27 protein-coding genes are annotated in these 18,644 nt (G+C 42.3%); 19 read left to right on the top strand and 8 right to left on the bottom strand.

Going from position 1 to position 18,644, the window contains the following annotated elements; all coding sequences use genetic code 11:
- Positions 1 to 87 precede the first annotated feature (87 nt).
- From cooS to BUA78_RS05400, 4 genes are all read left to right on the top strand, one after another.
- Positions 88 to 2,016, top strand: a complete 1,929-nt coding sequence (cooS, locus tag BUA78_RS05385) for an anaerobic carbon-monoxide dehydrogenase catalytic subunit (RefSeq protein ID WP_072911670.1) — start codon at positions 88 to 90, stop codon at positions 2,014 to 2,016.
- A gap of 15 nt (positions 2,017 to 2,031) precedes the next feature.
- The gene (locus BUA78_RS05390) at positions 2,032 to 2,844 is read left to right on the top strand and encodes an ATP-binding protein (RefSeq protein WP_072911672.1); all 813 of its coding nucleotides are present in this window, start codon (positions 2,032 to 2,034) and stop codon (positions 2,842 to 2,844) included.
- A 182-nt stretch (positions 2,845 to 3,026) separates the two neighbouring features.
- Positions 3,027 to 3,215 (top strand): VHS/ENTH/ANTH domain-containing protein, encoded by a 189-nt coding sequence (locus BUA78_RS05395; protein WP_072911675.1) that lies wholly within the window; start codon positions 3,027 to 3,029, stop codon positions 3,213 to 3,215.
- Positions 3,216 to 3,293: 78 nt separating this feature from the next.
- Entirely contained in the window at positions 3,294 to 3,614 is a 321-nt protein-coding gene (locus BUA78_RS05400; protein WP_072911677.1) for a hypothetical protein, read from the top strand.
- Between the two features lie 62 nt (positions 3,615 to 3,676).
- On the opposite strand, the gene BUA78_RS05405 is transcribed toward BUA78_RS05400, so the two are convergent.
- The gene (locus tag BUA78_RS05405; RefSeq protein WP_072911680.1) at positions 3,677 to 3,979 is read right to left on the bottom strand and encodes a DVU0772 family protein; all 303 of its coding nucleotides are present in this window, start codon (positions 3,977 to 3,979) and stop codon (positions 3,677 to 3,679) included.
- A gap of 330 nt (positions 3,980 to 4,309) precedes the next feature.
- Here BUA78_RS05405 and BUA78_RS20135 point away from each other — a divergent pair, with 330 nt between their 5' ends.
- From BUA78_RS20135 to BUA78_RS05430, 6 genes are all read left to right on the top strand, one after another.
- Entirely contained in the window at positions 4,310 to 4,483 is a 174-nt protein-coding gene (locus tag BUA78_RS20135) for a hypothetical protein (protein WP_175548972.1), read from the top strand.
- 24 nt (positions 4,484 to 4,507) lie between these two features.
- Entirely contained in the window at positions 4,508 to 4,741 is a 234-nt protein-coding gene (locus tag BUA78_RS05410; protein ID WP_139257261.1) for a hypothetical protein, read from the top strand.
- 16 nt (positions 4,742 to 4,757) lie between these two features.
- On the top strand, positions 4,758 to 5,123 hold the full coding sequence (locus tag BUA78_RS05415) for a hypothetical protein (protein WP_072911684.1): 366 nt from the start codon (positions 4,758 to 4,760) through the stop codon (positions 5,121 to 5,123).
- 171 nt (positions 5,124 to 5,294) lie between these two features.
- Positions 5,295 to 5,834, top strand: a complete 540-nt coding sequence (gene spoIIR / locus BUA78_RS05420) for a stage II sporulation protein R (protein ID WP_420795495.1) — start codon at positions 5,295 to 5,297, stop codon at positions 5,832 to 5,834.
- A 163-nt stretch (positions 5,835 to 5,997) separates the two neighbouring features.
- On the top strand, positions 5,998 to 6,255 hold the full coding sequence (locus BUA78_RS05425) for a hypothetical protein (RefSeq protein ID WP_072911689.1): 258 nt from the start codon (positions 5,998 to 6,000) through the stop codon (positions 6,253 to 6,255).
- A gap of 24 nt (positions 6,256 to 6,279) precedes the next feature.
- Entirely contained in the window at positions 6,280 to 6,552 is a 273-nt protein-coding gene (locus BUA78_RS05430; RefSeq protein ID WP_072911692.1) for a hypothetical protein, read from the top strand.
- A 338-nt stretch (positions 6,553 to 6,890) separates the two neighbouring features.
- On the opposite strand, the gene nrfD is transcribed toward BUA78_RS05430, so the two are convergent.
- The 3 genes from nrfD to BUA78_RS05445 are packed head-to-tail and all read right to left on the bottom strand — an operon-like array spanning position 6,891 to position 10,438.
- Positions 6,891 to 8,033, bottom strand: coding sequence for an NrfD/PsrC family molybdoenzyme membrane anchor subunit (gene nrfD, locus BUA78_RS05435; protein ID WP_072911694.1), 1,143 nt, complete (start codon positions 8,031 to 8,033; stop codon positions 6,891 to 6,893).
- A gap of 36 nt (positions 8,034 to 8,069) precedes the next feature.
- On the bottom strand, positions 8,070 to 8,855 hold the full coding sequence (locus BUA78_RS05440; protein WP_072911697.1) for a 4Fe-4S dicluster domain-containing protein: 786 nt from the start codon (positions 8,853 to 8,855) through the stop codon (positions 8,070 to 8,072).
- Between the two features lie 26 nt (positions 8,856 to 8,881).
- A complete protein-coding gene (locus BUA78_RS05445) occupies positions 8,882 to 10,438 on the bottom strand; it encodes a [FeFe] hydrogenase, group A (protein WP_072911699.1) in 1,557 nt (518 codons plus the stop codon).
- A 539-nt stretch (positions 10,439 to 10,977) separates the two neighbouring features.
- On the opposite strand from BUA78_RS05445, the gene BUA78_RS05450 reads away from it, so the two are divergent.
- Complete coding sequence (locus BUA78_RS05450) at positions 10,978 to 11,682, top strand: hypothetical protein (RefSeq protein WP_238456733.1); 705 nt, start codon at positions 10,978 to 10,980, stop codon at positions 11,680 to 11,682.
- Between the two features lie 37 nt (positions 11,683 to 11,719).
- Positions 11,720 to 11,950, top strand: a complete 231-nt coding sequence (locus BUA78_RS05455) for a hypothetical protein (RefSeq protein ID WP_072911702.1) — start codon at positions 11,720 to 11,722, stop codon at positions 11,948 to 11,950.
- 39 nt (positions 11,951 to 11,989) lie between these two features.
- On the opposite strand, the gene BUA78_RS05460 is transcribed toward BUA78_RS05455, so the two are convergent.
- Complete coding sequence (locus tag BUA78_RS05460; protein ID WP_238456734.1) at positions 11,990 to 12,250, bottom strand: YkvA family protein; 261 nt, start codon at positions 12,248 to 12,250, stop codon at positions 11,990 to 11,992.
- A gap of 126 nt (positions 12,251 to 12,376) precedes the next feature.
- Here BUA78_RS05460 and BUA78_RS05465 point away from each other — a divergent pair, with 126 nt between their 5' ends.
- A complete protein-coding gene (locus BUA78_RS05465) occupies positions 12,377 to 12,643 on the top strand; it encodes a DUF2619 domain-containing protein (RefSeq protein ID WP_072911707.1) in 267 nt (88 codons plus the stop codon).
- Positions 12,644 to 12,679: 36 nt separating this feature from the next.
- Here the strand turns inward: BUA78_RS05465 and BUA78_RS05470 are convergent, their stop codons facing one another.
- The 3 genes from BUA78_RS05470 to BUA78_RS05480 form a co-directional block, all read right to left on the bottom strand.
- Complete coding sequence (locus BUA78_RS05470; protein ID WP_072911710.1) at positions 12,680 to 12,868, bottom strand: indolepyruvate ferredoxin oxidoreductase subunit alpha; 189 nt, start codon at positions 12,866 to 12,868, stop codon at positions 12,680 to 12,682.
- A 316-nt stretch (positions 12,869 to 13,184) separates the two neighbouring features.
- Complete coding sequence (locus tag BUA78_RS05475) at positions 13,185 to 13,439, bottom strand: alpha/beta-type small acid-soluble spore protein (RefSeq protein WP_072911712.1); 255 nt, start codon at positions 13,437 to 13,439, stop codon at positions 13,185 to 13,187.
- Positions 13,440 to 13,632: 193 nt separating this feature from the next.
- A complete protein-coding gene (locus BUA78_RS05480) occupies positions 13,633 to 13,974 on the bottom strand; it encodes a phage holin family protein (RefSeq protein ID WP_072911715.1) in 342 nt (113 codons plus the stop codon).
- Positions 13,975 to 14,151: 177 nt separating this feature from the next.
- On the opposite strand from BUA78_RS05480, the gene BUA78_RS05485 reads away from it, so the two are divergent.
- The 6 genes from BUA78_RS05485 (at position 14,152) to fni (ending at position 18,576) form a co-directional block, all read left to right on the top strand.
- Entirely contained in the window at positions 14,152 to 14,346 is a 195-nt protein-coding gene (locus tag BUA78_RS05485; RefSeq protein WP_072911717.1) for a cap-binding protein, read from the top strand.
- Complete coding sequence (locus BUA78_RS05490; protein WP_072911720.1) at positions 14,343 to 14,549, top strand: hypothetical protein; 207 nt, start codon at positions 14,343 to 14,345, stop codon at positions 14,547 to 14,549. Before BUA78_RS05485 ends, BUA78_RS05490 begins: the two co-directional genes overlap by 4 nt.
- Before the next feature lie 129 nt (positions 14,550 to 14,678).
- Positions 14,679 to 15,026 (top strand): hypothetical protein, encoded by a 348-nt coding sequence (locus BUA78_RS05495; RefSeq protein WP_084082322.1) that lies wholly within the window; start codon positions 14,679 to 14,681, stop codon positions 15,024 to 15,026.
- A gap of 93 nt (positions 15,027 to 15,119) precedes the next feature.
- Positions 15,120 to 15,293 carry a hypothetical protein gene (locus BUA78_RS20140; RefSeq protein ID WP_175548973.1) on the top strand — a complete coding sequence of 58 codons (174 nt, stop codon included), beginning with the start codon at positions 15,120 to 15,122 and terminating at the stop codon, positions 15,291 to 15,293.
- 224 nt (positions 15,294 to 15,517) lie between these two features.
- A complete protein-coding gene (gene typA, locus BUA78_RS05500; protein ID WP_072911723.1) occupies positions 15,518 to 17,356 on the top strand; it encodes a translational GTPase TypA in 1,839 nt (612 codons plus the stop codon).
- 149 nt (positions 17,357 to 17,505) lie between these two features.
- Positions 17,506 to 18,576 carry a type 2 isopentenyl-diphosphate Delta-isomerase gene (fni, locus tag BUA78_RS05505; RefSeq protein ID WP_072911725.1) on the top strand — a complete coding sequence of 357 codons (1,071 nt, stop codon included), beginning with the start codon at positions 17,506 to 17,508 and terminating at the stop codon, positions 18,574 to 18,576.
- Positions 18,577 to 18,644 lie beyond the last annotated feature (68 nt).

The following is an 18,644-nucleotide window of genomic DNA, read 5'->3' on the forward strand; positions in this document are numbered from 1 at the left end:
GTACTTTACGGAATTCTCGCCCCGCCGATGTTAAAATTCAATTAGTAAACTAATGAATTAATATATACAAAGCGGGGAGGAATTCTTATGAAAGAATTACCAAAGGTAACAGACCTGTCTATGGATACCGGTGTTCAGGAATTACTCTTAAAAGCTCGGCGGGAAGGCATTGAAACTGCCTTTGATCGGGCAACCAAAATGACCCAGTGTGGTTTTGGTGCAACGGGTGTGTGTTGTAAGCATTGCTTAGAAGGACCCTGTCGGATTGCCCCCAATGGTAAAGGCCCACAACTGGGAGTATGTGGTGCAAACGTGGATACCATAGTGGCTAGAAATTTCTTAACCAGTGTAACCGAGGGGGCAGCCAGTCACTCCGAGCATTCCAGGGAAATTATCCATGCCATTTTAGAAGTAATAGAGGATAAGGCTCCCTATGAGATAAAAGGAAAAGATAAGTTACAAGCGGTTGCTTCAGGCTTAGGTATTGATACAACTGGTAAGGATAGTAAACAACTGGCCAAAGAGGTTGCCTTAAAAGCTTTGGAAGATTTTCAAAAACAGCAGGGAACGTTAAACTGGTTAAAGCTTAGAGCGCATGAAAAGTCCAGTCAAACCTGGCAAGAATTAGGCATATTACCGGTCAACGCTCACTTGGAAATTGTTAAGAGTTTATCTCGTCAGGTAATGGGCGGTGATGCCGACCCGGTTAACCTGTTACTGGGTGCGATAACCCTGGGTTTGGTGGATGGTTACAGCGGTTTACACATGTCAACTGACCTCCAGGATATTCTTTTTGGAATTCCGAAAGTTATTAAGACGGAATACCGCCTGGGTGTCATAAAAGAAGAGATGGTTAATATATCTGTGCATGGTCATGTTCCTCTACTAGCGGAAAAAGTTGTGGAATGGGCAAGGAAGCTGAATGATCGGGCTAAGGAAGTCGGAGCAGAAGGCATTAATGTAGTGGGCGTATGCTGTAGTGGTAACGAACTGTTGATGCGCCAAGGTGTATCAGTGGCTACCAATTATGCCAGCCAAGAGATGCCTATTATTACCGGTGCCTTAGAGGCTATGGTAGTCGATATTCAATGTATTATGCCCGGTTTGCAGGAAGTTGCCAGATGTTATCATACAGAGGTTATTACGACTTTGCCCCATGTAAAAATCTCTGGCGCTACCCATGTTGAATTTACTGTAGAAAAAGCCGACGAGGCAGCCCAAGAGATTATTCTTCGCGCCATTGCAAACTTTAAAAAGCGCGATCCCAATAAGATCTCTATTCCTAATGAGGTTACTGAAGCGTATGCTGGTTTCTCGGTAGAGCAAATTGTCGACGCACTTAAGGCAGTTAACAGCGAGGATCCTTTAAAGCCTTTGGTAGATGCCATCATAAGTGGTGATATTTTAGGAGCAGTTGGATTGGTGGGTTGTACAAACCCCCGGGAGAAACAGGACAGTGCCAATGTGGCGTTAGCTAAAGAACTAATCAAAAATAATGTTTTAGTGGTGGCTACCGGTTGTTCGGCACACTCCCTCGGTAAATTTGGTCTATTATCACCTGACGGGCTAAAATATGCCGGTGAGGGCTTACGTAATACTCTTACCGTTGTTGGGCAAGCTAATGGTCTACCTGGTTTGCCCCCGGCACTGCATATGGGAAGCTGTGTTGATAACTCTCGAATTGCTGACCTCTTAACAGCACTGGCCAACTATCTTGGCGTTGGGGTGAGGGACTTACCGGTTGCCGGCTCTTGTCCGGAAACCCATCATCCTAAAGCAATAGCGATTGGTACCTTTTTTATTGCCAATGGAGTAGACGTACATGTGGGTGTAAATCCTCAGGTTACCGGTTCAGATCTGGTAGTCAACGTACTAACCGCCAATAAAGAGGATTATGCTACTACCACAGATGGCATTTTTGGAGGAAAACTTATTTATGAGAAAGATCCGGTTCAAGCTGCGGCAATCATTATCGATCGGATTAAAGCAAAACGACATGCTTTAGGCTTAAAATAGAATGGGGGAATTCAAGTGTGTTCACCGGAAAAAGGGTTTAAAATTGCCATTTCAGGTAAAGGTGGAGTAGGTAAAACTACCCTGTCAGCTATGCTATGCTTCTTATATGCCAAAGAAGGTAAAACCGTTTTAGCGGTGGATGCTGACCCAGATGCAAACTTAGGTTTAGCCTTAGGCTTAACCACCAGAGAACTGGAGGCTAGCACGACCATTGCTCAGGATCGCAAATTAATAAAGGAGCGAACTGGAGCAGAACCTGGTACCTCAGGACAGTGGTTCAGTTTAAATCCTAAGGTGGATGATATTCCCGAAAAATACGTAATCGAAAAGAACGGAATTAAGCTTTTACAGCTTGGTATGGCACCGGCCGGAGGTAGTGGATGCTATTGCCCGGAAAATACCGTTGTTCGTTCATTATTAAATCATCTGGTATTGGATACCGATGAGACCGTCATAGTCGATATGGAAGCTGGTTTGGAGCATATGGGCAGAGGTACCGCCAGAGGGGTAGATGCCTTTATCGTAGTTGTGGAACCTGGACAGCGCAGTTTTCAGACGGCTAAAAACACGGTTACATTAGCCAAGGACCTGGGGGTAGAAAAGGTATTTGTAGTAGCAAATAAGGTAAGACCGGAACAGGAGAAAACCATCCGGGAAAATCTAAACTTCTTGCCATTGCTTGGCATACTTCCCTATAGTCCGGACGCTGTTAACGCAGATCTAACGGGAAATACTTTGTATGAATTAAGCCCTGACATGGTTTCTCAGGTTAAACGTATAAAGCATAACCTTGAAGATCAACTACAAATTTGCCATTGCCACGATTAAATGGTGAGCTAACACTGTAGCATGGGTCTTATCCTACCTTGATAAGACCCATTTTTTCTAATAAGTTTTTAGTAGTATCCGATGGCCTTTAGAAACGACTTTGTTACCCCCACTGTAAACTTTGTCATATTTTATCTCTTTCGACATACCCATAAACCAAAAGCGATGAGGGAGAGTGGGTTGTGTTCGGGGAGATTAAGCTTTTTTGGGAATTACAAACACATAAGAATGATCCTGATAAGCTGGCAGAAATATTTTATCTTAACAGAGATGTGTTGCTCAGCTTAAAGAAAAAGTATCCGGAGTGGAAAACCTATTTGCAACCCGAGGTGTTTGAGGCATTAAAGGAAAAGGGTTTGCCGATGGATTAAATTATGATAGGTTATATTTACCCCTCCTTTGTGGCATGCTGGTAATGTAAGTTATTGGCAAAGAAGGAGGAATAATCCATGAGATTTGAACCCATTGATGAAAATGCAGCTATGGAATACTTCAGGATGTTGGATGATGCACCCTCCATTAAGGAGATAATCAGCACCTACCCCGGAGTAGAAAATCTGATTCACGTAATGACAGCGCAGGTTTGTATGAGATTTATCTTACCTTTTCTAGAAAATGAGCTTTCTGTGGAAGACTTAAATGAGGCTATACGAAGATATTTAATCACTGCCCTGGCCTTTGGCATCGTATTGCATAAGAGCGATATGGCCACTGACTATATTCTCGATATGTTTAACAAAGGAGAGCAGGAAGAAGAAAAGATCGGATAGTATTAAAAAAAGGGGCTGTACCGAAACAAAAATTTCGGCGCAGTCCCCTTTTTAATACACAATCAATACTTTAACAGATGGTCTTCAATCCAGTGTCGTAGTTCCTGGTTAATCTTAAATAATCCGTCCTCCGTAGGTGCAATGCATTGTTCACTTAGAGCTTTTATCAGTAATTCCTGGGGAGGTTGCTTCTCCAAAAAATCTGTGTGGCTGCTATAAGGGCCAATGCGATATAGTGCTAGCTGGGGAGAAGCGGCAAACTGGTCGATAACAAAGGTATAGCCGGTTCTTCTGTTGGGGGTTGAGAATTCATTATCAATAGAAAAGTCCCAGCGGATATTTTTTTTGACTACCGCCATATCCATAGTAGTTCACCTTCTAATAAGTAGTTGCCATTTATTTCTAGATTATCCTATTCTGTGAGATACCATACAGGAAAAACAACATTTGTGGTGAACTACTATAAGGACAAACTAGTGGTCAGGGGTCCAAAAAGAAAAAACGCCAAGGCCAAGGCCTAAATCCTTAAGAAATACCACATAGTACAAGGAGGGGAGGGGCTTATAATGAAATGTATTTATGAAGATGTTCCATGTAAATGCAATACCTCCTGCAGAGACGAATGCGATGATTGCTACTGTATGAAATGCCCTTTAAAAGACAAACCACCCCACTATTAAAGGATGATAGGCACCATGGGAATGATTGTGGCAGCCACAGGTTGTGGGCAGATGGCAGAGATTAAGAACATTATGGAAAAACATGGCTTAGTGGTGCTTGGTTCGATGGACAAGTCTAAACTAAGTTCTCTGTCCGATAAAATTAACGGGGATAAAGAAGTCTTGATTTATTTTTATGAATCAGGTTGAGACAACCAGCGCAAAGTGATTGCCGTGGGCAATTTAAGGCAATTGATAACTGTAGAGTATGCTATCAATAAAAAAGAGTTAGCAGGACTATTGTGTGGTCAATTGGGTGAAAGATGGCAGGCTCTGTTGGTGGGCCCCATCGAAGAGCAGCTATTTAACGATTGTTTTTTAGTGGTACAAAACTTGATCTTTGGGCAGCAGGGAATGCTGCTAGCACTGCAGCAGGGAAAGGTCACTTATAACATCATAATCGGGTAAAGGAGGCGGGTGAAGGTTGGAAAGGGAAGCTCCCAAGGTTAAATTGGATACGGTGATAAAGCTCTGTACCGAAGGAATTGAGCTGCTTTCCCAGGGGAAAGTTGAGGAAACCATGAATGGACTGATGCATACCCTAGAAATGGCCAGACAAATGCTGGCAGTTCATCACGGCCGGGATGAGGTATGGGTTAAGGCGAAGGTGAATTTAGGTGCCATCAGCGAAGGAACCCGTGGTAGAATCATTCGCAATGACGAAGGTGGTATGTTGGTGCATTGGGTGGTTCCCGATAGCCACCGCCCCCTGGTAGATCTTTTTCTAAGGGACCAATTTGAGGCATATCTTGAACTAGAAGGACAGTGTGGTAACCATCACACGAATTAAAAATAACATTTTTTCAAACTCTAACCACGGTTAAAACCGTGGTTTTTGTATGTCTATGTATAAAAATGTCAAACATGTCCCATACTGTTAATAGTTAATTAGCGTATGAAGAGGTGTTTGACCATGAGGTTTAGTATAAAAAGAATTTTAACCATCATGACAGCTCTGGCAATGATAGCTGGTGCCTGTTTTTTCTCCTACCGTACCTATGTCCAACAGGAATTTGCCAGCGAGCTAATCCGTTTTCATGTCATTGCGAATAGCGATAGCTATGCAGACCAGTCCTTAAAATTGCACGTGCGGGATAGCATCGTCAACGAAATGAAAGTGCGTTTCCGTGCAGCCAATAACAGGCAGGAAGCAGAACAAATTATTGTGGCCAGTATGGACGAAATCAAAGAGTTAGCCCAGCATCAGATTCAACTGGAGGGTAAACAGTACCCCGTAGAGGTTAAAATCGGTGACTATGATTTCCCCACTAAATCCTATGGTAATCTTACCCTACCCGCGGGCAACTATCATGCTGTTAGGGTAATTATTGGCGAGGGGAAAGGAAAAAATTGGTGGTGTGTTTTATTTCCGCCCCTTTGTTTTGTCGATAGTGTGGATTCTCTAAAGCAAGATGAGAGAGCCAAAGGAATGAAAGTCTTTGAAAAAGATAATGTTGAATTTCGGTTAAAATCGGCTGATGTACTAAATATCTTTAGCTAGTACCTCTGAAATAAATACTATTGCAATTTCCAAAAAATATAATGTAGTTTAACAATAGAGGGTACACTAAATAATGTGTTTGTAGTAAAATAAAAACATGCACACGAACTGTTCGTAAGTAATGTAGTTTCCGACAACGAGTTAATAAGAAGGGAAAACTAATTTGACCAAACAGAAAAAGAAAATTGATGATTCCAAGGCCAAAAATCCAAAGGGAAATTACTTTGTGTTTATTGTTTTAATCATATATGTGATGATAGCTAGCCAGGCAGTGAAGAACTATAACCAATACCTACAATCGCTGCAACTTGCTCCAGGTACTTATCTGGTCTTATCCCTTGGCGGCATCGTACTGCTGGGATCGGGGTTGGTAATCTTAAATAACTTGGTGCAAAAATGGCTGTCAAAAAAAATGCAATAAAATATGTAAGCGGAGGTAAGTAACGTGCAGCATCCAACTAACACAAGAATTATCTTCGGGGATAATCCTGAAGAGGCAAGAGAGAAGTACTTGGCCCTGGGTATTAAAACCAAAGATCCCAAGCCCGGCGTAGAAGTTTTAAAACCTCAGGAAGACGAAGAATTTGACATTGACTCCGATATTAACCTTATTGGCGAGGTTTCTGTTGGTCCTTCCATCATGGAAGAAATTCGTCAGGATCCCGCCCGGGCCTATGTGGTTTATTTCCTGGAGGACCCCCAAAATTTTACAGAATAAGTTTCCTAACACAAAATCCCGCATCTTTTGAACATGATGCGGGATTTTTATTTTTACAAACTAAAAATGTTCTAAAAGGGAACGAATATCATGCAAAGAGACAAGAGTCTGTTATGAATTGTTCAATAAAAGAACAAAACCAACCAGTAATAGTGAAAAAACAGTATCTTTATGACGGCATGTTCTTTGCATGATATATGAGTGGCCTTAAAAAAGAAAACCCGACTAGGCCTCGGGTTATAGAAGAAATAAAGCAAGCGCGATTTTTTATGAAAAGAAGGGCGGTGAGATCCGAGGATACCACCGCCCTTCTTACCTAGTGTAGTAAGATAGATTGCTTAGGCTGCATGACTATGATTATCGTGCTCGAGAATTTTGAAGTTCTCCACGATGAAGCAGTAGGCTAGAACACCCATGGCAACCAAACCAGCGCTCACAACAAATTCCCAAAGAGAGGGAACGTAAGATACGCCGGTGGAACGAATCATACCAGTCACTACCACGTTCATACGGTTCAGTACGACACCGCAGCTTACCAGTAAACCAAAGGTAAACAGACCACTGCGGGAGTTGCTGAAACCGGTGAAGGCAATGACAATGGGTATGATGATGCCAAAGATCATTTCGATTAGGAACCAATTAGCTTCAAAGGTACCCGAGAACGCTAATCCCAATACGCCGCGATTGGTTAAGTCAACGATTTTTATGATTAGATAAAGAATCATGGCATAACCGGAAATTCTTACTAGCTTGCGTAAAATTGGAATGGGAATCCAATGATCATAAGCTTTACCAGCCAAAGTGGTTTCCACACAAATCATCGCAGGTCCTACAAAGAAAGAGGACATTAAGAAAAACAGGAAGATGATAGGAGACCACCACAGGGGATACAGCTTATCTACCATCAACAGGTACAAAGCACCTAAAGAAGACTGGTGCAGGGTTGGGAAGATGATACCAACAATCATTAAAACGGGCAAAGCCTTTTTAAAGATACTATGGAACTGCTTGCCCACACGTTCGGTAGCAATTTCACCAAATTCTAAAACCTGTACGGTGGTATAGCAGGATACACACCAGAAAACTTCAAACAGAACAGAGTGATGACCCCAGGATACAAAGGGGCGCCAGAAGTTGAACCATTGACCAATATCCAGGAATAAGCCGGCCATTACTAACAGATAACCTAGTAAAGATGTTAGCATTGCACTGCGGGCGATTGGATGGAAGTAATCTTTGTGCAGAACGTGTACGATAAGTGCGGTACCATATCCACCACCGGCCAGAGCAACACCACAGAGTACGTCAAAACCGATCCAGAGACCCCAAGGCCATTCATCACTTAAGTTTGTAACAGTACCCAGACCAGTAACCAGACGGAAAATAATCGCTCCGATGGCCACTGCCGATAAGAGCAGTAATAAGACGCGTATTGGAGTAATTCTAAAGCTCCATTTTTGGGCTTGGGCGTGAGACGCCATAAATATCCCCCCAGTTCTCAAAAATATCGTGGCGTGTTAGGCCTTAATGTTCTTATTGTTTTCTTTAGAAACCTGGTTACGGCGTTTTGTATAGTGGTATAAGCCAGTTAGAATAACGCCCCAGGTAATGCCCACAAAGGGAGTGGCATGCATGAAACTTGCGGTATAGCTGGGTAGCGAACGTTTGGTAACATTGGTTTTAAAGCCCAATTGATCAAAGGGAACGTCAGAAATATAAATCCAGTCAGTGCCGCCCACTTCTTCTTCACCATAGATGTGTTTTACATACTTGGCATCTTTGGCGATAATGGCTTTAGCTTCTTTAAGCAGTTCTTCGCGCTCACCAAATTTAAATACATCCGCAGGACAAACTGATACACAGGCAGGGGCTTCACCCTTTTCTACTTTATCACTGCACATCATGCACTTGGTTACCAGCGGGAAGGCCTTCTCCCATTCATATTTAGGAACGTTAAAAGGACAGGCTACCATGCAATAGCGGCAACCAACGCACAGGTGGGGGTAATAAATTACCGGGCCTGCTTCGGTTTTTTGGAAAGCCTTGGCAAAGCAAGCAGAAACACAGGCAGGTTCCTTGCAGTGTAAACACTGCTGCTTAACAAAGCGCCATACAGGCTGTCCATTACTGTCTTTTACTTCTTTATGATGGACTACGGTCCAGTTTTTACCGGTCAGTTTGGCTTTATCTCCCAAGGTAGGAGTAGTTTCATCCCAGGCATTGCCGTTATATAGCTTGCAGGCCACGGTACAGCTGCCGCAACCCACACATTTGGTAAGATCAACCAGAACACCTTTTGACATAAGTTTCACCTCCTAGGGTTTACAGGTTAAGCGTTCTTTTTAACGGTTAGATGCTTGCTGCGGTCTTCGTAATGGGTATGCAGCAGTTCATGGGCGATATGACTGTTGGGGCTCTCTAGGAATTTTTCATAGAGGGCTAGGACTTCCTTGTTCTCATGGCTCTTACGCTTAGCATAAATGTGAGCGTCTGCGTTATAAATACTGTTGATACGGGCTTGACGTACTTCGTCAGACGGTGGTAAAGAGGTACGAGGTTGGCCGCCGCCACTGATGCAACCGCCGGGGCAGCACATAAATTCGATGAAATGATAAGGAGCGTCTCCCTTGCGCACCGCTTCCAGTATAGGACGGGCATTGCTTAAACCGTGTACAACAGCTACTTTAACATCCCCTACACCGGGAATATTAACAGTGGCTTCTTTACAACCCTGCAGACCACGAATCGGGGTTAGATTTAATAAGGCTTCCGGTGGCTCTTGCTTGGTAATTAGGAAGTAAGCAGAACGAATGGCGGCTTCCATAACACCGCCGGTAGCACCAAAGATTAAGCCGGCACTGGTACTTTCACCCATCAAAGTATCGTACTTCTCGTCTTTTAGGGAAGTTAAATCAATACCTTTGCTCTTAATTAAGCGAGCTAATTCACGGGTAGTTAAAACAACGTCCACGTCTCTTAATTCGGGTTTGCCAGCATGTTTACCCGCACTGTTCATTTCTGGACGGGCAGCTTCAAACTTTTTAGCGGTACAAGGCATAATGGACACGGAGAAAATTTTATCCGGGCTAATACCCTTTTCCTTAGCATAATAAGTCTTGACTAAAGCACCCAGCATTTGCTGTGGTGATTTACAGGTAGACATATGGTGCAACAGGTCTGGATAGTAGTACTCGCAGAATTTTACCCACCCAGGGCTGCAGGAGGTAAATTGCGGTAGGGGTTCATCAAGTGCCCCGGTAACTCTCTTAATTAACTCGGTACCTTCTTCGAAAATGGTTAAGTCTGCTGAGAAGTTGGTATCAAAGACTGCATCGAAACCAAGTTTCTTCAGTGCTGCTACTTGTTTGCCTTCTACGAAGGAACCCGGAGCCATGCCAAACTCTTCTCCTAAACCAACTCTGGTGGCAGGAGCGGTTTGAACGACTACATGAATGCTTTTGTCTTCTAAAGCTTGGACCACTTTGTCAATGTCGTCCCGTTCGGTGATCGCTGCAGTGGGACACCACAGGGTGCACTGTCCGCAGTTTACGCAGGTAATGTCGTCTTTAATGGGTAGTTCATAATAGCCGTAAACAGTCTGAACCCTTTGACAAACCTCCACACACTGGCCGCACAAAACACATTTCTTGTCATCCCGGGTAATGGAAGGGTTGGTGGGATCAATAGGAATACGACCCTTTACCTGAACCGGGAATGAGCTGGCAACCTGGTACTGCTGTGGCATCCAGCCCTTGCCGCCGGCGGGATCTGTACTACATCCTGCAATGGTTGCAGTGATGCCTGTCAGACCGATGCCCCCCATCATCTTGAGGAAGCCCCGCCTGGTCACTTGCCTTTCTTTTTCTTTGTCCGCTTGGTTCTGCATAGGTTTTCCCCCTTTGCTAAAAGCTGCATTTTTGCATATGCATACTAACGACTCTGCTAAAAAAATTAAGACTACAGATCGTTAGTTAAACACCTGGGTTATTCGACAATATACTCTGGTTATCATATTTGATATTTGTCACAAAATTTAAAAAACCTCTTTTTTAAAAAGAAATATTAAATATAAAATTTTAGGACATAAATTAATAACAAAGGGAAATACGTCGGAATATTGGAAATATAAACGCTATTTAATTTTTTGGCGCAGCTGGTTTTTAAACCTCAAATCAATATTTGAGGTAACATAAAATAGATGTGGCATTTGAAGTATTTTCGCTAAGAAAAAGTAGAAGACTAAAAATGTGAAATCTAAACATAGTAGGTTTGGGGCAAGAAATGTGAAAGTACCATAGTGTATTTACTGACTTTAACTTACCTTGACTATAATTTTATTATAACAGCAAATAGGTAAAATACAATGTAGCAGTAAAGAATGTCATACTTTTTTCATAGATTGTAAATAATAGGATTCTTAGAGAGGTGGCAGAGATTGATTTTACTTTTTGTGGGGAAGGATTTTGCTGTCAGGTAGGGAATTTAGAATACAAGAAAATAACAACGGTTACGAAAAGGGGGGGAGTACTCATTATCCCGGAACAGATAAAGACCAGAAAATATGGCGATTACTACATCTTCTATCTTAAAGAAACAAAGGTCCTACGAATAAAATGTGAGTTGGGCCCCCCAGAAATTATTGCCAATATCAATGAAGGTGATGGCCGGTCGGTAAGCTCTATCGGGCAGAAGCGAATTAGAGAGTTTTTTGAGGGAACTGGTTTTGAAAAGGGCAATGTGGCAAATTGTGAGGTCCATTACTATAAAGAAGGCAAAACTGTTTTTGATAGTTTACCCGAAGAGGAACGCAATAAATTTTTTGATTTCTGTATGGAAACCGCGCTTCAAGGGGTGCTAGGGGAACTGAATGAAATTGTTAGTTACTTTAGTGGACTAGAAAAGCAGTTTAATGCTTCCATTGAAGAGGGAGCAGATATTTTTTGTTCTGAAGAATTTGAAGATAAATATGATCTCAGAGAAATGCTTTATGAAGTTTCTAATGAACTGGCGAGAATTTACAAGAGTAAGCCCAATCCTAAAGTTGTTCAATGGGCGGAGATATTATTACATAATTTACTGAAAGATATATTTAGTCTGGGATATGCCATTGGTAAAGAAGATATAGAGTGATTATTTTAAGAACAGCAGAGAAAAGGATGTTGTTTTTATGGGGGAGAGGCAGAAGGCAACAAACGCAAAGGGGAAAGTTATTCCTTTTACACCGAGACAAGAGCCTAAATTAAAGAAATTAGACTATATGTCTCCTGAACAAAAAAGGCTAAGACAGAAAAGAGAAAAACAAAGAATGGATAGCCAGGTGCGCAGTACTGTGGTGCGAAATGTAGGTATTTTTATTGGTATCTGTGTGCTGGCCTATCTGTTAAAGGAAATATTATAAATAATAGAAAAAAGAAGCTAAAAGAATCCCTTCTAAAAGTTAGGGCATACTTTTGGCTTCTTTAGCTTTTAATGATAGGGATTGTTTGTGGTGTTTTAATACATCATAAACCCTTTTGAAACCCCAAAGCATGACCACGAGGTCATCGGCCCGGCCGGTGAGGGGGATAAAGTCTGGAATAAAATCAATGGGGCTGATGAAATACAATAAACAGCCGCCTATCTCATATTTCATGCGAGAAGGTACCAGTGGGTTTAGTAAGGCTTGGATAAAAGTAAAAAAATTTTTAAGAAATGCCAATGTCATCCCTTCTTCCTTTTAATAGATATTCTCCAAAGATAGGGCTAAATCCTTTTGTGCAATGAAAGGACATTATTTTTCCTCCATGGGAGAAAATAAAGGTAACGATACTTCCAGGAGGACAAGATGGAGCCCACTGCTGCAGCTAAAATTATGGTCTATTTAAGGTTTTTGCTAGCAATTATTTCCCTGGTTGCTGTGTATTTTATGCTAAAATACCCTACCGTTGAAGCTGGTTTACGTATCAACGCAGTTTTATCAATTACCAATCCAGCGATTTTACTGTTAATTAATTTAGTAGGTATCAGTGGGTTAGCGGGTCATGCATCCATCATAAAGCTTGGTTTCATTATCCTAGGTGCGGTTTTTATTATGTTTGGGACCATAAAGTAATAACGGGCTGACCCTGGTCAGCCCGTTATTACTTTATTAAAGTTCCATGATGGAAAAAGCCTCGGTAGGACACAATTCGAGACAGGTTTCGCAGCCCAGGCAATCTGCCGCATCGCCGATTACTTCTGCTTTACCCTCGGTCATACCTAAAATTTTGGCAGGGCAGGCATCGACACAAGAGCCGCAACCTTCGCATTTGTCTTGGTTAATGGTTACCATAAACATATAAACGCCCCCTTAGACTAAGATGCTTGTTATGAATGAACTACGTTATTTAATACAAGAACATTATAAAAGAACCAACTAGTTAGTTCAATGAAATATTCCTGACTGTTCAGTTTGAATAAGGTAAGACAAGAAATTACTTTATCCAGTGGAAGTAACTGCTAGGTAAATATTTATCTAGATCACTCTATAAAAAGAGTTGCTGTAACAAATAATAAAAAAGAACAACGGGAGAGCTTTAGCTCTCCCGTTGCGTTGGGGGCTCAACCGGGGCCTGTCTCAAAGGATGCACCGATTGCCCTTCCGTTCTTTTTACTTATTTAATTTGGTCGGTAGGAGCAGATTGAGAAACTTGACCAACGCCACCGCTCATCAGAGCTTGCTCAGCGAAGGCAACCATTTTCTTAGTCATGTTACCACCAACATAACCATTAACGCGGCTGGGCAGAGCGCCTTTGTCCACTTGCTGATAGTTAGCGATACCTAATTCACTGGCGATTTCATACTTCATTTGATCTAGAGCACTGGAAGCACCATTGGTTACAGGGGTGTTAGTATTACGGCTAGTCATGTTTTAATTCCCTCCTTGAAATTTTTGTTTTATTGTGTGGGTCTATCTTTATTATGGTCAAAGAGGGTTTTTAAATACGAGAAAAATTTTGTAAGGAATTATAGTATTAGGGAGTGCTTCCAATAGAAAAGATTTACTATAAAACCAGATATATAATTAAATAAAATGTTAAATTACATTTGGTTTTAAGTAACTATTTGTTGTTAAAGATTAGGTTTAGTATCCAGCTTGTAATACCAGTAATGATAGCTCCTATAAAGGCTCCACCGAAGCTGTAGACATGGAAACCGGGGATTAGCCAAGAAACCAAACAAAAGGTAATGGCATTAAGCACTAAAATAAAAAATCCCAGGGAAATTACTGTTAGGGGAAAGGTAAGAAAAACTAAAATAGGTCGAATAAAAGTATTGACAAAACCTAACAGTAAAGCAGCTAGTAAAGCTGAGACAACACCATTGATTTGAATACTGTCAATAAAATAGTCCGCAATCAATAAAGCCGCACCATTTAATAGCAAGCTAAGTAACCAACCCATAATTTCACCTCCACTTTCAATGATAGTAAGGGAGTAAAGTAGTGTCAATCTCTAGATCACTTTCCAAAGGTATAAAATTTCTATTGACGAAAGTATAAGAAAGTATTTAGAAGGATAATACTTTTTCATCTAGAAACAATAATTTAAAAAGTCCTGTTTGGAAGGGGGCACCTTATTTTGGCTTCATTACAGGAATGTCTGAAAGAGTGGGAAAAAAGTACGATTGTTTATCTGCATTACATTCAAGGGATATCGTCAAATGAGTATAACAGTGGTTTTGCCGATGGGTTAGAAATGGCCTTAAAATCCTTTCAGGAACACGTAAAGGACTGCCCTGATTATAAAATTACAAAGGAGGTTGAGAGCCGATGAATATGAACATTTATTCAGTGGTGAAGGTTCTAAACGGACAATGTGACGAAATCTCTTGCTTTGATACAGAGGAAGCAGCAACTGCCTATGCAGAGCAAACGGTCAAGAGTGAACCCTATGATGTGATATCTTTATTCCGAATTATTCTCAATAACCCCAACGTACAGTTGACCATTAAAGAATACCGCAAAGCCTGTGGCTAAACGAAGTTTGTTAGAAAAACTTGGCTTATGCCAAGTCTTTGACACAGGCGGAAACCTTAGTTTTTCTTATAGTTTCGTCAATAGAATTTTTATACTTTCTGAAAGTGCAAAAAGGGGAGAGGAAGAATAGTGTCTGCCATTGCTGATTTAATAACGGATGAAATGGAAAAGCAGGGAAGTATTGAGTTTACCCTGGAAGAAACAGAACTATTAAATCCGGACCTAAAGGAATACACTGCCTTTTATAAAATTGTTGGGGAGTCCCGTCTAAAATTATTTAGAAACAACAAGATGGAATTAGTATTTGTACGTTTAAACGATGATTGGATGCGTCAGGGAAAAATAAACATAACCGGGGTTGATTTACCTCTGCAAGTTAAATTAACCTGGGATAACGATTCAGTGGACAAACTAGCAGTTAAAAAAGCTGATGATCAGATTTTCCAAGAAATCACTTCTTTGCAAATCGATAATTAAAAAAATACCAAATTTCAGGATCCTTTGAAGGAATTTGGTATTCCATGACGAAAAAAGGTAGAGGGGAAGATTTTGGGGAGTGTGTAATGTTTTATGAAAAAAGTGTTTTTCCCTCTACTAGGGGCTGTGTACCTTGGTCTAAGTACCATTGGCAACAAAGTTTACCGTATGCTTTACGAAGAAGAGACAAAACAAGGCATAAACATTGAAATCTGCCGGCCCTGGGAACGTCGCCGGAGTAATCCTTATCGCTATACTTCACGTTAATGTAGCAGCCTCAATGGCTGCTTTCTTATTTTTTCCCTGAAAATGAAAAAAAATTACTTTTTCTTACATACTTTTTCATCAAGGTGTACTATAATTAATTTTTGGGGAAAATATTTTTACACTTTCATTACGTATAAAATTTCTATTGATGAAAGTATAAGAAAAACTAAGGCGTCCGTCGGGCGTAAGCCAAGGTTTTCTAACTGCCCCTAGAGGAGGAACGTATGACATCCATTAATGAAATGCGGAATATCGCTATTATTGCCCACGTAGACCACGGGAAGACCACCTTGGTGGATGGGATGTTAAAGCAAAGCGGTATCTTTCGTGAGAATCAAGTTGTTCAAGAAAGAGTAATGGACTCTAATGATTTGGAAAAGGAACGGGGTATTACAATTTTGGCCAAAAATACCTCAGTCCGTTACCAGGGTTATAAGATCAATATTGTAGATACCCCCGGCCACTCAGACTTTGGTGGTGAAGTGGAACGGGTTTTAAAAATGGTTGACGGTGTACTGCTGCTGGTGGATGCCTCCGAAGGCCCGATGCCGCAAACCCGGTTTGTTCTGCGTAAAGCATTGGAGTTAAACCTAGTGCCGGTGGTAGTGGTGAATAAGATTGATCGACCGGATTCCCGTATTAATGAAGTAATCGATGAAATATACGAATTATTTTTTGAACTGGGTGCCAGTGAAGAACAACTGGAATTCCCGGTGGTCTATGCCATTGCCCGGGCAGGTAAGTCAACTCTGGATCTCGATGTTCCAGGTACTGATCTAAAGCCATTGTTTGAAACCATTATCAATAACTTCCCAGCACCCAAGGGTGACCCGGAGGGGCCATTACAAATGCTGGTAAATAACACCGAGTATGATAATTATATCGGTAGAATTGCGGTGGGTAGGATCTCCCAGGGTAGTATTGCCGGGGGGATGAACGTAGTGGTATCCGACCATGAAGGCAAATTGAAAAGTTACCGCATTGGTCGGGTTTATGTCTATGAAGGGTTGGAGCGGGTGGAAGTGCCTCGGGCTTCCTGTGGTGAAATTGCCGTAGTCTCTGGTTTGGAGGATATTAAAATCGGTGAGACTATAACCGATAAAGAAAATCCTGCTCCCTTACCACCCATTACCGTGGATGAACCAACTTTGGAGATGACTTTCGTGGTCAATGATAGTCCCTTTGCTGGCCAGGAGGGTGATCATATTACCTCCCGCAAACTACGGGCACGCTTGCATAAGGAAATGGAGAAGAATGTGAGTCTGCGGGTGCAAGATACCGAATCACCGGATGTCTGGAAAGTAGCCGGTCGGGGAGAATTGCATTTGTCCATCCTTATTGAAACCATGCGACGGGAAGGCTATGAGCTGCAGGTATCCAAACCGGAGGTTATCTACAAAAAAGGTCCAGACGGTGAATTGCTGGAACCGATGGAAATGCTGTTAGTGGATATCCCCGAAGATAAAATGGGACCAGTGATGGAGATGCTGGGCAACCGCAAGGGAGAAATGGTCAATATGGGTCCCAACGGACCTGGTCAACTGCGCCTGGAGTTTAAAGTACCGGCTCGGGGACTGATTGGCTTCCGCTCCCAGTTGCTTTCCGAGACCCGGGGATTAGCTATTATGAATCATACCTTCCTGGGGCATGAACCCTTTAAAGGGGAGATTAAACGCCGCTACCAGGGAGTGCTCATTGCCTTTGAATCCGGCGAAGCTACCTTCTATGGACTCAACTCAGTGCAGGATCGTGGTACCCTGTTCGTGACTCCCGGCACCAAAGTCTACGAAGGCATGGTGGTAGGGGAGCATGTACGGGAACAGGATATTGAAGTGAACATTTGTAAAAAGAAGCAACTTACCAACCATCGTGCCAGTACCGCTGAGGCTACTGTAAAGCTGGAGGAAGCCCGCGTAATGAGCTTGGAAGAGGCACTTGAGTATCTAAGTGATGACGAACTGCTGGAGGTAACCCCTCAGAGCTTACGCATTCGGAAAAAATTCCTTGATAAAAACGAAAGAGCCCGGGCGAAGAAACAAGCTGCCCAGGCTTCTGCAGTGTAATAATTGAAAGATAACGGGGGCAGTCTGGTAACAGGCTGCCTTCTCCCTTATAGCCAATCTTAAAGATTCTACCAAATCACAGGGAAAACGAGGTTATGCAGTTAGTATGTAGAATATTGACATAGAATAAGACTATAGGGGGTTAGACCTTGCGCAGTAACCGGAAACTGGAACATATAGAAATTTCTCTACAGCAAAGATCCCAGCGAGGAGCAACGGGATTTAACGATATTACTCTGGTTCACAATTCCTTACCCGAGCTTAATTGGGAAGAGGTGGATTTATCCTGTACCTTTTTGGGTCAACCGTTAAAGGCACCATTGCTGATTAATGCTATGACGGGTGGTCACCCTCAACTGGAAGATATTAATTACTATCTAGCTAGGGCAGCGGCCGTCTCTGACGTTGCCATTGCGGTGGGGTCACAGCGGGCAGCTTTAGAAGAGGCATCGGCTCGTCGAAGCTTCACTGTGGTTCGAGAAGCCCATCCCCAGGGTGTTGTACTAGCTAACCTAGGGGCGGATTGTACTCTGGCAGAAGCAAAGGAAGCCATCTCAATGATTGGGGCCAATGCATTGCAACTGCATCTTAACGCACCTCAGGAACTGGCCATGGCCGAGGGTGATCGGAATTTCCGGGGTATTTTAGAGAATATTGAAGCTCTGGCTAAACAGTTAAAAGTTCCTGTTGTGGTGAAAGAAGTGGGTTTTGGTATGTCTCGGGAAAGTGTAAAACGCCTTGCCGAAGTGGGTGTATCTTACATAGACATAGGCGGTGCCGGTGGCACAGATTTTATGGCCATTGAACAAAGTCGTTCCGGCAAAAAACTTGCTTGGAACTGGGGAATTCCCACTGCCATCAGCCTGTTGGAGGGGCTAACAGTAAGCGATGACATCAATATCATTGCTTCAGGCGGCATAGAACATGCCCTGGACTGTGTAAAAGCCTTGTCACTGGGTTGTTGCTTAATAGGCATGGCGCGTCCTTTGTTAAAAGTATTGATTAACGGTTCTCCAGAGCAGCTTACTTCTTGCTTAGAAGCATTAATAAATGATATGCGCCGAATCATGCTGATGCTGGGGGCAAAGGATTTACTGCAATTAAAGGAGGTTCCTTTGGTGATTAGCGGTCAGACTTTTCACTGGGTGACTCAGCGGGGCATCTCCGTAGAACATTACGCCCAGCGGTTTAGAAAGACTAGGTTTACACCAAGTCTTTAGATGCAAGTTTGCCAAAATAACCTGCATAAATATGCCAGTCCACCATATGATGTGATAGATGAATAATG

It is taken from the genome of Desulforamulus aeronauticus DSM 10349 (assembly GCF_900142375.1).
GTDB classification, from domain to species: Bacteria; Bacillota; Desulfotomaculia; order Desulfotomaculales; family Desulfotomaculaceae; genus Desulfotomaculum; species Desulfotomaculum aeronauticum.

Coding starts and splice junctions, on each gene's coding strand:
- cooS (WP_072911670.1), top strand. CDS start 88: ATGAAAGAATTACCAAAGGTAACAGACCTGTCTATGGATACCGGTGTT.
- BUA78_RS05400 (WP_072911677.1), top strand. CDS start 3,294: ATGAGATTTGAACCCATTGATGAAAATGCAGCTATGGAATACTTCAGG.
- BUA78_RS05405 (WP_072911680.1), bottom strand. CDS start 3,979: ATGGATATGGCGGTAGTCAAAAAAAATATCCGCTGGGACTTTTCTATT.
- BUA78_RS20135 (WP_175548972.1), top strand. CDS start 4,310: ATGGGAATGATTGTGGCAGCCACAGGTTGTGGGCAGATGGCAGAGATT.
- spoIIR (WP_420795495.1), top strand. CDS start 5,295: ATGATAGCTGGTGCCTGTTTTTTCTCCTACCGTACCTATGTCCAACAG.
- nrfD (WP_072911694.1), bottom strand. CDS start 8,033: ATGGCGTCTCACGCCCAAGCCCAAAAATGGAGCTTTAGAATTACTCCA.
- BUA78_RS05440 (WP_072911697.1), bottom strand. CDS start 8,855: ATGTCAAAAGGTGTTCTGGTTGATCTTACCAAATGTGTGGGTTGCGGC.
- BUA78_RS05445 (WP_072911699.1), bottom strand. CDS start 10,438: ATGCAGAACCAAGCGGACAAAGAAAAAGAAAGGCAAGTGACCAGGCGG.
- BUA78_RS05455 (WP_072911702.1), top strand. CDS start 11,720: ATGGGGGAGAGGCAGAAGGCAACAAACGCAAAGGGGAAAGTTATTCCT.
- BUA78_RS05465 (WP_072911707.1), top strand. CDS start 12,377: ATGGAGCCCACTGCTGCAGCTAAAATTATGGTCTATTTAAGGTTTTTG.
- BUA78_RS05470 (WP_072911710.1), bottom strand. CDS start 12,868: ATGTTTATGGTAACCATTAACCAAGACAAATGCGAAGGTTGCGGCTCT.
- BUA78_RS05475 (WP_072911712.1), bottom strand. CDS start 13,439: ATGACTAGCCGTAATACTAACACCCCTGTAACCAATGGTGCTTCCAGT.
- BUA78_RS05480 (WP_072911715.1), bottom strand. CDS start 13,974: ATGGGTTGGTTACTTAGCTTGCTATTAAATGGTGCGGCTTTATTGATT.
- BUA78_RS05490 (WP_072911720.1), top strand. CDS start 14,343: ATGAATATGAACATTTATTCAGTGGTGAAGGTTCTAAACGGACAATGT.
- BUA78_RS20140 (WP_175548973.1), top strand. CDS start 15,120: ATGAAAAAAGTGTTTTTCCCTCTACTAGGGGCTGTGTACCTTGGTCTA.
- typA (WP_072911723.1), top strand. CDS start 15,518: ATGACATCCATTAATGAAATGCGGAATATCGCTATTATTGCCCACGTA.